This is a genomic window from Noviherbaspirillum autotrophicum (assembly GCF_000818395.1).
Lineage (GTDB): Bacteria > Pseudomonadota > Gammaproteobacteria > Burkholderiales > Burkholderiaceae_D > Noviherbaspirillum > Noviherbaspirillum autotrophicum.
This window is the reverse complement of the sequence record NZ_JWJG01000028.1, coordinates 4,859,056-4,873,138: the sequence shown is the minus strand read 5'-3', so window position 1 is coordinate 4,873,138 and position 14,083 is coordinate 4,859,056. Positions and strand designations below refer to the sequence as shown.

Genomic DNA, 14,083 nt, shown 5'->3' with positions numbered 1-14,083 from the left:
GCGGGAGAAGGGAACCAAAAAGTTTCAGGAGGCATTTTGGCTCACCTCATCGACCGGCGTCTGCAGGGCAAGAACAAGTCTGCTGGCAACCGCGAACGCTTTTTGCGGCGTTACAAGGGACAGATCAAGGAAGCCGTGGCGCGCGCCATCAAGGGCCGCTCGATCACGGATATCGAAAAAGGCGAAAAAGTATCCATTCCGGTCAAGGACATCGGCGAACCCACGTTCGGCCATGCCCATGGCGGCGTGTGGGAGACTGTCCGCCCCGGCAATAAGGAGTATCAAAAAGGCGACCAGCTGCAGCGGCCGAAAGGCGGCAACGGCCCGGGCAAGGGCAAGGCCAGCAACAGCGAGGAAACCTCCGAGGACGACTTCGCGTTCGAGCTCACGCGCGAAGAGTTCATGAATTACTTCTTCGAAGACCTCGAACTGCCCAACCTGGTCAAGACCCAGCTGACCTCGCTGGTCGAATTCAAGCAGCAGCGCGCCGGCTACACCATCTCCGGCACGCCGACCAATATCCACGTGCTGCGCTCGATGCGCGGCGCGATCGGCCGCCGCATCGCGGTGGGCGGCAACTCGCGCAAGCGCTTAAGGGAAGCGGAAGCCGAACTCGAAGAGCTGCAGAAGACCGCGTTCGAAGACGACCACCGCATCCTGGCGCTGAAGAAGGAAATCCATCACCTGCGCACCAAGCTGCACGCAATCCCATTCCTCGACCCGATCGACCTGCGCTATGCGAACCGCATCAAGGTGCCGAAGCCGACGTCGCAGGCGGTGATGTTCTGCGTGATGGACGTGTCGGGCTCGATGGACCAGGCCAAGAAGGATGCGGCCAAGCGCTTCTTCATCCTGCTCTACCTGTTCCTGGAGCGCGCCTACGAAAAGATCGAAGTGGTGTTCATCCGCCACCATACGCAGGCGACCGAAGTCGACGAGCACGAGTTCTTCAATTCGCGCGAGTCGGGCGGCACCGTCGTGTCGTCGGCGCTGCACCTGCTGAACAAGGTGATCACCGAGCGCTATTCCAACAGCGACTGGAATGTGTACGTGGCGCAGGCGTCCGACGGCGACAACTGGGACAACGACTCGATCACCTGCCGCGAGCTGCTGATCAATAAGATCATGCCGCTGGTGCAGTACTACGCGTATGTCGAGATTACCGATGGCGAGCCGCAGAACCTGTGGTACGAGTACCTGCAGATCGCCGACCATCATTCGAATTTCGCGATGCAGAAAATCGAGTCGCCGGCCGATATCTATCCGGTGTTCCGTGAACTGTTCAAGAAGCAAACGAAATGACGACAACAGCGATCAAGAAACCAGCAAGGAAAGCGGCCGCCAAGACGTCGGGGCGCAAGAAGGCTGCGAAGCCGTTTCGCCTGCCCGAGCAGTCGGAATGGACGTTCGAGCTGATCGAGCAGATTCATGAAGAGATCCGGCGCGTGGCGGAAGGCTTCGGCCTCGACACCTATCCGAACCAGCTCGAAATCATCACCGCCGAGCAGATGATGGATGCCTATGCCTCGGTCGGCATGCCGGTGTCGTATTCGCACTGGTCGTTCGGCAAGCACTTCCTGTCGACCGAAAAGAGTTACAAGCGCGGCTACATGGGACTGGCGTACGAGATCGTGATCAACTCCAGTCCGTGCATCGCCTACCTGATGGAAGAGAACAGCCTGATGATGCAGGCGCTGGTGATCGCGCATGCGTCCTACGGCCACAACTCCTTCTTCAAGGGCAATTACCTGTTCCGCACCTGGACCGACGCGGAAGCGATCGTCGACTACATGGTGTTCGCGAAGAAGTACATCGCCGCGTGCGAGCAGCGCTACGGCATCGATGCGGTGGAAGAATTGCTCGACTCCTGCCACGCGCTGCAAAACCATGGCGTGGACCGCTACAAGCGCCCGGCCAAATTGTCTCTCGCGAAAGAGCGCGAGCGGCAGGAAGAGCGCGAGCGCTACCTGCAGTCGCAGGTGAATGACTTGTGGCGCACCGTGCCGAAGAAGGAAGCGGTAGTCGCCGAGCAGGCGCCGCACCGCTTCCCGGCCGAGCCGCAGGAAAACCTGCTGTACTTCATCGAGAAGTATGCGCCGCTGCTGGAGCCGTGGCAGCGCGAAGTCGTGCGCATCGTGCGCAAGATTTCGCAGTATTTCTATCCGCAGCGCCAGACCCAGGTGATGAACGAGGGCTGGGCCACGTTCTGGCATTACACGATCCTGAACCAGTTGTATGACGAAGGCATCGTCGGCGACGGCTTCATGATGGAGTTTCTGCAAAGCCATACCAATGTCGTGTACCAGCCGCCGGTCACCAGCAAGTATTACAACGGCATCAATCCGTATGCGCTCGGCTTTGCGATGATGCGCGACATCCGCCGCATCTGCGAAGACCCGACCGACGAAGACCGGCAGTGGTTTCCGGATATCGCCGGCAGCGACTGGAAGAAGACGCTCGATTTTGCGATGCGCAACTTCAAGGACGAGAGCTTCATCGCGCAATACCTGTCGCCCAAGCTGATCCGCGATTTCCACTTCTTCTCGGTGCTGGACGACGACAAGAAGGACAAGCTGGCGATTTCCGCGATCCACGACGAGGAAGGTTACCGCTACATTCGCGAGCAGCTGGCTTCCCAGTACAACCTGCACAACCGCGAGCCGAACATCCAGGTGTGGTCGGTCGACACGCGCGGCCATCGTTCGCTCACGCTGCGGCATAACCAGTACCTGCGGCGCCCGCTGAACAACCAGGCCGACGAAGTGTTAAAGCACGTCGCGCGGCTGTGGGGTTTCGACGTGATGCTGGAAACCGTCGACCCCGACGGCAATGTGCTCGACACGGTGGAGGTCAAGTGCGAGAAGCGCCAGCGACCGTAGCGAGGTAGCCATCGTCATGTAACTCCGGTTTGCGAAGCAGCGCGCATCGAAAGGGGAGTGCGTCGTTGCACTGCGCGCTTTCGCAAACCATCGCCCTGGGGTGGCACGCAATTCGCATAGATGCGATCGGTAGCGCCTCTCTTTCATGGGCGCCTGTCGGAGCGACCCGACGGGCATTTGCCAAAGCAAATTCATTTTGCTTTGGCATTTTTTTGTCTGCGCCGCCTTAAGCGTTGTACTGCGCGCAAGATTTCGTCATCTATGCCGAGTGCATAGGCGCGAAGCATCAGGTTTTTGGTGCTGTAATTTTTTCCACTTCTCTGTAGTCTCTTCCATTCACCCGGCTGATTTCCCCGGTTTCGCGCGTCCCGCCTCGTCGCCGCCGCAGCGGCGCACCTCTGGCATGCACATTGCCTAATTGTTATCGCCTCCAGCCCGCTTTGTGCGATCGGTTGGGGATAGCTATTACTTTTTCCAAGGAGACCAAGAATGGCACAGCGTAAACAACTGACTCAAGTGATCGGGGTCGCCATGCTGGCGATCATGTTCGGCGCAGGTTCCGTGTACGCACAGGAGTCCGCCAAGGATGCCACCGGGCAGACCCAGGCCAACAAGGAAGGCCGCATGAGCCCGACCGGGCAAAATGAAACCAGCAGCACCAAGCCGGCGACTAGCGGCGCATCGGAGTCGTCCACCAGTGCCAGCAGCGCCGACAAGCTGAGCAGATCCGACACGGCCATGATGAAGCAATTGGCCGTCTCCAATATGGCCGAGATCGAGGCTGCCAAGATCGCGTTAAACAAATCCAAGGATGAACAGGTGCGCAGCTTCGCGCAGAAGATGGTCGACGACCATACCGCTGCGCAGTCGCAGCTGAAAGACCTGGCGCAAGCCAAGGGCGCGCAGCTGCCGCAAGACCTCGATGCCAAGCACAAGGCGGAAATCAAGAAGCTGAGCGCCCTGTCCGGCGACAAGTTCGACAAGACCTATATGTCGAAAGGCGGCGTGGCAGACCACCGCCAAACGCATGATTTGCTGGGCCGCATAGAAAAGCAGGCCAAGGATTCCGACCTGAAGACGCTTGCCTCGAACCTGATGCCGAAGATTAACGAGCACTGGGACATGGCCAAGCAAGCCAGGAGCGGAAGCGCCGCCACGACCACCGGCTCGTCCGGCACCAAGGGATCGTCGGCCTCAGGCTCGTCGAAGTCTTCGTCGGGCAAGAAGAGCGGCGAATCGGGCAGCTCCGACATGTCCACGCCGGGCTCCGGGACCAGCAAGTAAGACGGCTTTCATGCACAACCTGACGGAGCTCGGATGGACAACGACGAAGTGATTTCCACGCTGAACGACCTGATCGAAACCTGCAAGGATGGCGAAGAGGGCTTTCTGACCTGCGCGCAGGACGTGGGTGACACCACGCTCAAGTCCTTCTTTTCCAATCGGGCGCAGACCTGTGCGGCGGCCGCGCTGGAATTGCAGGACCTGGTGCGTGCCTACGGCGGCGACCCGGAACGCGGCAGCAGCCTGGGTGGTGCGCTGCACCGGCGCTGGGTCGACGTCAAGTCCGCCATCATGGGCCACGACGACCGCGCCGTGCTCAAGGAGTGCGAGCGCGGCGAGGATGTGGCGGTGTCGCGCTACCGCAATGCGATCGAAAAGGCCTTGCCGGCAGAGCTGCGCACCGTGGTGGAGCGGCAGTACCAGGGCGTGCTGAAGAACCACGACCAGGTGAGAAGCCTGCGCGACCAGTACCGCAGCGGGTAAGCTCGTCCGCCTGAAAACGGGCAGGAAAGCGGCCGGCGCAGCGGTCTTTCGATGCGCCGGTCGCCGCATGGGGTGGGGTAAAATAGCGCCCTTCTCATCGCCCACCTCCAACACGCGCATGCTGCGATTGACTGACGTACACCTCCCGCTCGACCATCCCGATTCCGACCTGCCGGCCGCCATCCTGGCGCGCCTGAAGATCGATGCCGGCGAACTGGTCGGCTATACCGTTTTCCGGCGCGGTTACGACGCGCGCAGGAAGAACGCCATCATGCTGGTGTACACGCTTGACGTGACGGTGCGGGACGAGGCGGCGGTGCTGACGCGCCTGCAGGGCGTGCCGCATATCGGCATCACGCCCGACATGGAATACAAGTTCGTCGCCCGGGCCACGGCCAGCATTGCGGCGCGTCCCGACGCGGCCCGCCCGGTGATCATCGGTTTCGGCCCGTGCGGCATTTTCGCCGCGCTGATCCTGGCGCAGATGGGTTTCAAGCCCATCATCCTGGAGCGCGGCAAGGTGGTGCGCGAACGCACCAAGGATACCTGGGGCCTGTGGCGCAAGCGCGACCTGAACCCGGAGTCGAACGTGCAGTTCGGCGAAGGCGGGGCCGGCACTTTTTCCGACGGCAAGCTGCACAGCGGGATCAAGGACCCGAAGCATTACAGCCGCAAGGTGCTCACCGAATTCGTGAAGCACTATGCGCCGGAAGAAATCCTGTATGTGAGCAAGCCGCACATCGGCACCTTCCGCCTGGTGAAGATGGTGGAAGCCATGCGCGAAACGATCGAAGCGCTGGGCGGCGAATTCCGCTTCCAGGCCAAGGTGACCGACCTTGACATCGACGATGCGCAAGGAGGGAAGCAAATTCGCGGCGTGGTGCTGGAAAACGGCGAGCATATCGCCACCGAGCATGTCGTGCTGGCCGTCGGCCATAGTGCGCGCGACACCTTCCAGATGCTGTTTGATCGCGGCGTGTACATCGAAGCGAAACCGTTCTCGATCGGCTTTCGCATCGAGCATCCGCAGTCGCTGATCGACCGCGCACGCTTCGGCAAGTTCGCCGGCCATCCGCTGTTGGGCGCGGCCGATTACAAGCTCGTGCATCACTGCAAGAATGGCCGCGCGGTTTACAGTTTCTGCATGTGCCCCGGCGGCACCGTGGTGGCGGCGACGTCCGAGCCGGGGCGCGTGGTCACCAATGGCATGAGCCAGTATTCGCGCAACGAGCGCAACGCCAACAGCGGCTTCGTGGTCGGCATCGATCCCAAGGATTTTGGCGGCGACAAGCATCCGCTGGCAGGCATCGAATTCCAGCGCGAACTCGAATCGCGCGCATTCGTCATGGGCGGCAGCAACTATGATGCGCCGGGCCAGCTGGTCGGCGATTTCCTCGCTGGTAAGCCGTCCAAGGAATTCGGTTCGGTATTGCCTTCCTATAAGCCAGGCGTGCACTTGACCGACCTTGCGCCCGCATTGCCTGCCTATGCGATCGAGGCGATGCGCGAAGCGATCCCGGCATTCGACCGCCAGATCAAGGGCTATGCGATGCGCGACGCGGTGCTGACCGGGGTGGAGACGCGCACCTCGTCGCCGGTGCGCATCAAGCGGCTCGACAACTTCCAGAGCCTCAACACCAAGGGTCTGTTCCCGGCCGGCGAAGGCGCCGGTTACGCCGGCGGCATTCTTTCGGCTGCCGTGGATGGCATCAAGGTGGCCGAAGCGGTGGCGCTTTCCATGGTCGGCAGCACCGACATCCACGGTGGCACGGTCGGCGGCGCGCAAATCTACTGACCCGCTTTACTGCAGCGCGCCCTCCATGCCCGCCCGATAGCGGCTGGGCGGCGCAGCCTCGAACTTGTTCCAGACGCGCCGCAGCTGGCGCGATGAATTGAATCCCGCCTTTTCCGCCACGCGCTCCATGTTGAGCGGTGACTGCGCCAGCAGCTCGCGTGCCAGCGCCACGCGGATGCGCTGGATGTAATCGACGATGCCGGTGCCGGTGTGTTCACGGAACAGGCGCGTCAGGTGGCGCTCGCTGGCGCAGGCGATCTGCGCCAGCTGAGCGATGTTCCAGTCGTTGGCCGGATTGCCGATGATCGCGTCCTGCACCCGGTGTACGGCCGGATGCAGGTGGTTGCGAAACGCCAGCCATGGCGACAATTGCGGGTCGCTGCCGGCGCGCCGCAGGTAGATCACCATGTTGCGCGCAATCGCCGCGGCGAACTGATGGCCGGCGATCTGCGCCACCAGATGCAGCGTCAGGTCGATGCAGGCGGTGACGCCGGCGCTGGTATAGATATATCCGTCTTCGACGAAAATCCGGTCTTCCAGCACGTGCGCGCGCGGCGCGATCCTGCGCAAGTCGTCGCAGTGGCTGTGGTGGGTGGTGCACTGGCGGCCGTCGAGCAAGCCGGCAAATCCGGCCAGCAGCGCGCCGGTGCAGATGCACAGCAGCCGGTGCCGCGGCGTGACGTGCCGGCGCAGCCAGGCGACCGTGGCTTGCGCCGCGGGGCTGCTGAAATCATTGTCGCTGCCGGCGCACGCCACCAGGATTACGATGGCATCGTCGGGCAGACGCTCGGGCAGGGCGGCAAAGCCGGTCACGTCGAGCCCGACCGAAGTGTCGATGCGCGTCTCGGCGCTGACGTAGTGCGACGCGAATGGCGCCGGCCGCCCTTCCTTTTCCGCCTGCCGGTTGGCGTAGCGCAGCACTTCGGCCGGGCCGATCAGGTCCAGCGCCAGCGTGCGCTCACGCAGCACGAAATAAACCGGGATCGGCAGGGCTGTCTGTTCCATGGGTATTCCATCTGTATTCCATTTGCCTGGCGGTGGCGTGCGCCAGCTGCTTGCCTGCGAGCCGCTCGACCAGATGCAGGCTCATGTCGATGCCGGCCGAGATGCCGCCGGAGGTCACTACTTTACCGCAGTCCACCCACGGCCTGTCCTGCAACACCACGAGCGAAGGATAACGCGCCTGCAGCTCGGCCTGGTCTTCCCAGTGCGTGGTCACCGGCAGGCGATTGAGCAGACCGGCCTTCGCCAGCAGGAAGGCGCCGGTGCACACCGACGCGGTAATGCGCGTATCCTGCGCGCGGATCCAGTCGATCACGCGCGGGCGTTCCAGCACCGCCGATACGTCGCCTCCCGGCACGATCAGCACATCGATGTCGCCCGGGGGCGGCAGCACGCAATCCGGCAGCACCTTCATGCCTCCGCGCGCATGGACCGGCCGCATTTCTTCCGCCACCAGATGGCAGCGAAACAGGGCTGACGCCGCCATCTGCAAGGGCATATTGCGCGCATGGACACGCGACGCAGCCGAAAACACTTCATACGGACCGGCGAAATCCAGGATTTCGACCTTGTCGAACACCAGTATGCCTACGCTTAACATCATCAGCTCCTTTGCCGGTGAATGCCGAGATCAGTCTCGGCGTGCAAATGATGTTACGCAGAGCAGACGTGCACCGAAATGCACGCGTAAGACAAGAAGCGGACAAAACCGGCCATCTCTGCAGCTGCCGTTTCCGTGGCGCAGGTCTGCCCCGTCCCTCAGACGACGGCTGCTCAGTCCACGTCCAGCGTCTGCAGGCGCGCCCGGAGTTGCCCGCCCTCGATTTCCAGGAAGCCGAGCGAAATCGGCAGGCGAAAGCGCCGCGGCCCGGCGCTGCCTGGATTGACGTACAGTACGCCGTTTTCCATCTTTGACAGCGGACGGTGCGAATGGCCGGTAATGACCGCCTTCACGCCTGCAGCTTTCGGGTCGATATCGAGTTCGTGCAAGTCATGCAGCACGTACAGCTTCATGCCGTCGATCTCGATCAGCGCGCGTTCCGGCACCGCCTGTGCCCAAGCGCCACGGTCGTTGTTGCCGCGCACCGCCGTCAGCGGGGCGATGTCCGCCAGCGCCGCCAGCACTTCGGCATTGCAAATGTCGCCGGCGTGGATGATGCGGTCCACATTGCGCAGCGCCACGCGCGCTTCCGGACGCAGCAAGCCGTGGGTGTCGGAAATGAGGCCAATTGTCGTCATGGAGCGGGACCGGGCAAGCCCGGTCGTCTGAAATGTGCTTAAATAGGATCGTTATAACGATATGCGAAATTTTGGACCAATGAACCGGCCGGACGTTTCCAACCTGATTATTGTGGCATGTTGTCGCGCACAGCCGGAGGGGCTGGCCGATTAGCGCATGCGTTTTCGACAGATTCCGATGGCTGCAGCGTTGCAAGACCTGCAGCCATTTTTGTTTTTTGCACCGTGCCCACGGCGGCGCGGCCATGGAGAGCAGCCATGAACAGGATAGAGCAAGGTATTGCGGCACGCAAAGAAGTGCCTCCGGCGGAAGACGCCGGCATGGTCGAACGGCGCCTGCGCATCGCATCGCTGCCGGTACGGCATGACGAGGCGGCGCTGCTGTGGCAAGGCATACGGGCCGCCGCCGACGCTGTCTGCGCGCGCGAGCCCTTGCTGCAATTGCGCATGCAGCAGCAAGTGCTGCGGCATGACGGGCTGGCGCCGGCGCTGGCTGCGGTATTGGCGCAGCGCCTGAGCTGCGGCGACTTGCCGGAGCCGCCGCTGTTTGCTTTGCTGCGGCAACTTTTTACGCAGGAAGAGACGGCGCTGCAACAGGCGGCGGCCGATCTTGCCGCCGTCAAGGAACGCGATCCCGCCTGCCCCGACCATTTGCATGTGCTGATGAACCTGAAAGGCTTTCATGCGCTGCAGACGTACCGTGCCACGCACGCCTTGTGGCGGGAAGGGCGCAGCGAGCTGGCCTTTGCGCTGGCTAACCGGGCATCGCTGGTGTTTGCGGTGGATATCCATCCGGCCGCGCGCATCGGCGCCGGCGTCATGTTCGATCACGGCACCGGCATCGTGATCGGCGAAACCACCGTCATCGAAGACAATGTATCGTTATTGCAAAACGTCACCTTGGGCGGCACCGGCAAGGAGCATGGTGACCGTCATCCGAAAATCCGCAGCGGCGTGATGATCGGTGCCGGTGCCAAGATCCTGGGCAATATCGAAGTCGGGACGATGAGCAAGGTGGCCGCCGGCAGCGTCGTGTTGAAACCGGTGCCGCCGCATTGCACGGTGGCCGGCGTGCCGGCGCGGGTGGTGCGCCAGCACCTCGACAGCTGCCCGTCGACCGAGATGGACCAGACGATCTGACCGCAATCGCGGCGCCGGCCGGGGGCGTTACTTCAACCCGAACAAGGCGGACAGGAATCCGCGGTGCGCCTTCGGTGCGGCAACCACGGGCGCGGCAACGACTGCTGGCGCCGGGTGGTGTTCCGTGTACCAGCGGCCGAAGCGCAGATCGTGGGTCATGATGTGGCCGACGAGCCATTTGTTCAGGAAGCGGCGCAGTTCCTGCACGCGTTCTTCTGTCCACGCTTCGCCATTGCCCAGGAAATCCGCGACGTGGGTGGCGAAATCCTCGTGCAGCTTCAAGTGCTGTTCGAAGCCCGGATAGCCGCTTTTTTCCATCAAATCCTGCTCGTTGGAAAAGTGCACGACCACGTAATCGAGCAATTCCTCCACCGTCTTTTCAACCGAAGCGAGATTTAGCGCCTTGACCAGGGCGAACAGGTGCTGATGTTCCGTGTCGACTTGTTCGATATTGACCTGAAACCCTTTTCTCCACTCGATGACGAATGGGGCATGCTTGCCGTTTTCTTCTTGAGACATATCTTTTCTCTTTGCCAGTCAGTGAGCACCGAGCGAACACATGGCAACGCCGGGCGGTGACCGGATTGCGCGCCGGCTATATTGCCAAAAGACATGCGTTGCTTGAAATCAGTGTAAATGCAGATGTATTTTGACAACTTTGATCTGAATCAATCGAGCCAGACAGGGAGAAGGGAGCGGCATTTGCCGCGACAGAGTGCGGGAAAACGCGTCGCGCTGCGGCTGATAACGGCGTGCGTGGCGCCGGTGTGCTTCACGCATCGACCGTGCGTTGCTGCCGCAGCAATAGCTTGGTGAATTCGTCGGAAGATACTGCTTCGCTGTAGAAATAACCTTGCGCCGACAGGCAGCCGTGCGAGCGCAGGAAGCTGATCTGCTCCGGCGTCTCGACCCCTTCGGCCAGCACTTTCAGGCGCAGGCTGTGTGCCATGGAAATGATGGCGGTGACGAGCGCCGTGTCGTTGGAATCCTGCCCGATGCCGCTGATGAAGGAGCGGTCGATCTTGAGCGCGTCGACCGGGAAGCGCTGCAGGTAAGCCAGGCTCGAATAGCCGGTGCCGAAATCGTCGATCGACAGTTTCACCCCCATGCCGGAGAGGCGCTTGAGCATGGCGACATTGTCTTCGCTGCGCTGCATGAGCATGCTTTCGGTGATTTCGAGATCGAGGCAGGAAGCGGGAATGCCGCTGTCGTCGAGGGCCTGCCTGATCGTGCCCAGGAAATTCGGCTGGAAGAACTGGCGCGCCGACAGGTTCACCGCGATGACGAGGTTGGTGTAGCCGAGCTCGTGCCAGCGCTTCAGTTGCATGCAGGCTTCGCGCAAGACCCATTCGCCGATCGGCAGGATCAGGCCGGTTTCCTCGGCCAGCGTCACGAATTCATTGCAGGTGACCGGCACCTTGCCCGGCTGGCGCCAGCGCAGCAGGGCTTCGGCAGAAAAGATCGTGCCGCTTTCGAGCTCCACCTGGGGCTGGTAGAACAGCGTGAATTCGTTGCGCGCCAGCGCATGGCGCAGCGAATTGCTCATCGCCAGACGCCGCTGCGCCGCCCGGTTCAGCGACGAGGTAAAGAACTGGTAATTGCCGCGCCCTTTTTCCTTGGCATGGTACATGGCCGTGTCGGCCGTGCGCATCAGGGATTCGACATCGGTGCCATCGTCGGGATACATGCTGATGCCGATGCTGGCGCTGACGTGCAATTCATGGCCTTCGCAGTGGAACGGCGCGTCCAGCGCCTCGAGCGCCTTTTGCGCCACCAGCGCCACGTCGGCGCTGTCGGTGATCAGCGGCAGCGTCAGCACGAATTCATCGCCGCCCAGGCGCGCCACGCTGTCGCCCTCGCGCACGCAATGCTTGAGGCGGTCGGCCACGATGCGCAGCAGGCTGTCGCCGACCTGATGGCCGAGCGAATCGTTGATGTGCTTGAAGTAATCGAGATCGATGAACAGCACCGCGACCTCGGTTTGGGTGCGGTGCGCGTGCGCCAGCGCCTGCTGCAGCCGGTCCTGCAGCAGCGCGCGGTTGGGCAGGCCGGTGAGGGTGTCGTGATCGGCCATGTAGCGGATGCGCTCCTCGGCTTCCTTGTGCTGGCTCAGGTCGAGCACGAAGGCCACGCCCTCGTCCTGGCCGCCGTTGATGAAGACGGCGCCGACCAGCACCGGCACGCGGTGCCCGTCCCGGTGCACGTACTCCTTCTCGAACGGCTGCAGGCTGCCGGTGCGCCTGATCTCTTCCTCTTCCTGCTTGAGCAGGGCCGTATATTCGGGCGGCGAGATCTGCTCGAAGCGCACCCCGCCGTCGCGCAGGTCCTGCTGCGTGTAGCCGAGCAGCTGCAGGAAGGCGTCGTTCGCTTCGGTCAGGGCGCCGTCGGGCGTCCAGAAAAAAATACCGATGATGTTGGAGTCGACCAAGCGGCGGATGCGCGCCTCGCTCTTGCGCAGGGAATGCTCGACGCGCATGCGCTCGTTGATTTCCGCCGTCAGCTGCGCATTGGCGCGTGCCAGCTCGTCGGTGCGCTGCGCCACCCGCTCTTCGAGCTGCTCGTAGGCCGTCTGCAGGTGGGTTTCGATCTGCCGGCGCAGCGCGACTTCCTTTTGCAGCTTGTCGTTCTGTTCGGACAGGCGGGTCTGCACCTGGCACAGCATCAGGTGGGTATTGATGCGCGCCAGCACTTCCTCGATCTGGAACGGCTTGGTCACGTAATCGACGCCGCCGACTTCGAAGCCGCGCAGCTTGTCGCTGTTTTCCGCCATCGCGGTCATGAAGATCACCGGGATGCCATGCAATCCGGGATGCGCCTTGAGCTGGCGGCAAGTCTCGAAGCCGTCGATGCCGGGCATCATGACATCCAGCAGGATCAGGTTCGGCCGCACCCGTTCGGCGCGCGCGATCGCTTCCTCGCCATCCTGGGCGACCACCACCGTCAAGCCATGCTCTTCCAGCACGTGGGCCAGCACGCCCAGGTTGGCCGGGGTGTCGTCCACCATCAGGATGGTCTGGCCTTGCAGGGCCGATGCCGGGCGAGGAGTCATGGCAGGCGCCTCACGCGCCCGCCGAGCGGCAGCGGCGGCGGTACGAGGATGCGGGGGTGAGGGGCGAGCGCGGCCATCCGCACAGGCGCTGCCGAACAGCAGCGGTAATGCGGAATGCGCTTCGTGCAGTTTTTTCAGGCAACACGATGCGTCGATTCCCGGTGGAAGAAGCGTGAGTGAACATGACAGGCTGAAATTTTCTCGATTCCAAGCCGTTCCGGGTTAGACGCGAGGGTCGTGGCTGAGTTCAAATTACAACCTTTATTGCGGGCATCGCCTCCGGCACGCGCAGGGTTTGCGCAAACAGCAGGCAGGTGGTGCGCCACCCGCTACGATAGGGCCATCCGTCCTTGCGATGAGGAGAACGCGATGTCCACCCGCTCGCTGAATCTGGATGACACGCTGTACCGCTACCTGCTCGATGTGTCGCTGCGCGAGCATCCGGCGCTGGCTGCCCTGCGCGAACTGAACCGCACCCATCCGAACGCCTCGATGCAGATCTCGCCCGAGCAGGGCCAGTTCATGGCGCTGCTGGTCAAGCTGATCGGCGCGCGCCGCACCATCGAGGTCGGCGTCTTCACCGGCTACAGCGCCCTGGCGACCGCGCTTGCGCTGCCGCCGGACGGCTGCCTGATCGGCTGCGACATCAGCCGCGAATTCACCGATGTAGCGCGCGGCTTCTGGGAAAAGGCGGGCGTGGCGCACAAGATCGACCTGCGCATTGCGCCGGCGACCCAGACGCTTGACGAGCTGATCGCGCATGGCGATGCCGGCAGCTTCGACTTCGCCTTCGTCGATGCCGACAAGAGCAGCTACGACACCTATTACGAGCGCTGCCTGACGCTGCTGCGCCAAGGCGGACTGCTTGTCGTCGACAATGTCCTGTGGGGCGGCGCCGTGGCGCGCCCGGCGCAGGATGCCGACACGGCGGCGCTCCAGGCGTTCAACCGCAAGCTGCATGCCGACGAGCGCGTCGATCTGTCGCTGGTGCCGGTCGCCGATGGCTTGACGCTGGCGCGCAAGCGCTGAACGCGCGTGCCGCAGCGCCTGATCTTGGGGCCGCCAATGCCGGTTTAGCTCCGTAAAATTTCCTCGACGTATGTGTATTGCCGGCGCATGCCTGCGCACTCTGGCGTGTTTGACCTCGTTCAATGATTTGTCGCAGGCATGGCCAGATAATGAATTGCATCGGCTGCCGGCGGCCCTGCTGGA

At 62.5% G+C, this 14,083-nt stretch carries 12 protein-coding genes; 7 read left to right on the top strand and 5 right to left on the bottom strand.

Annotated features, from left to right (window positions below; genetic code table 11):
* Positions 1–36 precede the first annotated feature (36 nt).
* The 5 genes from TSA66_RS23950 to TSA66_RS23930 all read left to right on the top strand — a co-directional run bounded on the left by TSA66_RS23950 (position 37) and on the right by TSA66_RS23930 (position 6,441).
* Entirely contained in the window at positions 37–1,302 is a 1,266-nt protein-coding gene (locus TSA66_RS23950) for a YeaH/YhbH family protein (RefSeq protein ID WP_040041828.1), read from the top strand.
* Positions 1,299–2,879 (top strand): SpoVR family protein, encoded by a 1,581-nt coding sequence (locus TSA66_RS23945; protein WP_084199863.1) that lies wholly within the window; start codon positions 1,299–1,301, stop codon positions 2,877–2,879. Before TSA66_RS23950 ends, TSA66_RS23945 begins: the two co-directional genes overlap by 4 nt.
* 489 nt (positions 2,880–3,368) lie before the next feature.
* Positions 3,369–4,163 carry a DUF4142 domain-containing protein gene (locus TSA66_RS23940; protein ID WP_232429534.1) on the top strand — a complete coding sequence of 265 codons (795 nt, stop codon included), beginning with the start codon at positions 3,369–3,371 and terminating at the stop codon, positions 4,161–4,163.
* Positions 4,164–4,196: 33 nt separating this feature from the next.
* A complete protein-coding gene (locus TSA66_RS23935; RefSeq protein ID WP_040041827.1) occupies positions 4,197–4,646 on the top strand; it encodes a PA2169 family four-helix-bundle protein in 450 nt (149 codons plus the stop codon).
* 118 nt (positions 4,647–4,764) lie between these two features.
* The gene (locus tag TSA66_RS23930; protein WP_040041826.1) at positions 4,765–6,441 is read left to right on the top strand and encodes an NAD(P)/FAD-dependent oxidoreductase; all 1,677 of its coding nucleotides are present in this window, start codon (positions 4,765–4,767) and stop codon (positions 6,439–6,441) included.
* Between the two features lie 6 nt (positions 6,442–6,447).
* Here the strand turns inward: TSA66_RS23930 and TSA66_RS23925 are convergent, their stop codons facing one another.
* The 3 genes from TSA66_RS23925 to TSA66_RS23915 form a co-directional block, all read right to left on the bottom strand.
* Complete coding sequence (locus TSA66_RS23925; RefSeq protein ID WP_040041825.1) at positions 6,448–7,446, bottom strand: GlxA family transcriptional regulator; 999 nt, start codon at positions 7,444–7,446, stop codon at positions 6,448–6,450.
* Positions 7,400–8,047, bottom strand: a complete 648-nt coding sequence (locus tag TSA66_RS23920) for a DJ-1/PfpI family protein (protein ID WP_040041824.1) — start codon at positions 8,045–8,047, stop codon at positions 7,400–7,402. The genes TSA66_RS23925 and TSA66_RS23920 overlap by 47 nt, the downstream gene beginning before the upstream one ends.
* 170 nt (positions 8,048–8,217) lie before the next feature.
* Entirely contained in the window at positions 8,218–8,682 is a 465-nt protein-coding gene (locus TSA66_RS23915) for a metallophosphoesterase family protein (RefSeq protein WP_040041823.1), read from the bottom strand.
* Positions 8,683–8,940: 258 nt separating this feature from the next.
* Here TSA66_RS23915 and cysE point away from each other — a divergent pair, with 258 nt between their 5' ends.
* On the top strand, positions 8,941–9,822 hold the full coding sequence (gene cysE / locus TSA66_RS23910) for a serine O-acetyltransferase (protein ID WP_084199861.1): 882 nt from the start codon (positions 8,941–8,943) through the stop codon (positions 9,820–9,822).
* Positions 9,823–9,849: 27 nt separating this feature from the next.
* On the opposite strand, the gene TSA66_RS23905 is transcribed toward cysE, so the two are convergent.
* Both TSA66_RS23905 and TSA66_RS23900 read right to left on the bottom strand, forming a co-directional pair.
* Positions 9,850–10,341: a bacteriohemerythrin gene (locus TSA66_RS23905; RefSeq protein ID WP_040041822.1), complete on the bottom strand. Its 492-nt coding sequence runs from the start codon at positions 10,339–10,341 to the stop codon at positions 9,850–9,852.
* Positions 10,342–10,594: 253 nt separating this feature from the next.
* Positions 10,595–12,871 carry a two-component system response regulator gene (locus TSA66_RS23900; RefSeq protein ID WP_040041821.1) on the bottom strand — a complete coding sequence of 759 codons (2,277 nt, stop codon included), beginning with the start codon at positions 12,869–12,871 and terminating at the stop codon, positions 10,595–10,597.
* Between the two features lie 369 nt (positions 12,872–13,240).
* On the opposite strand from TSA66_RS23900, the gene TSA66_RS23895 reads away from it, so the two are divergent.
* Positions 13,241–13,900 (top strand): class I SAM-dependent methyltransferase, encoded by a 660-nt coding sequence (locus TSA66_RS23895; RefSeq protein WP_040041820.1) that lies wholly within the window; start codon positions 13,241–13,243, stop codon positions 13,898–13,900.
* Positions 13,901–14,083 lie beyond the last annotated feature (183 nt).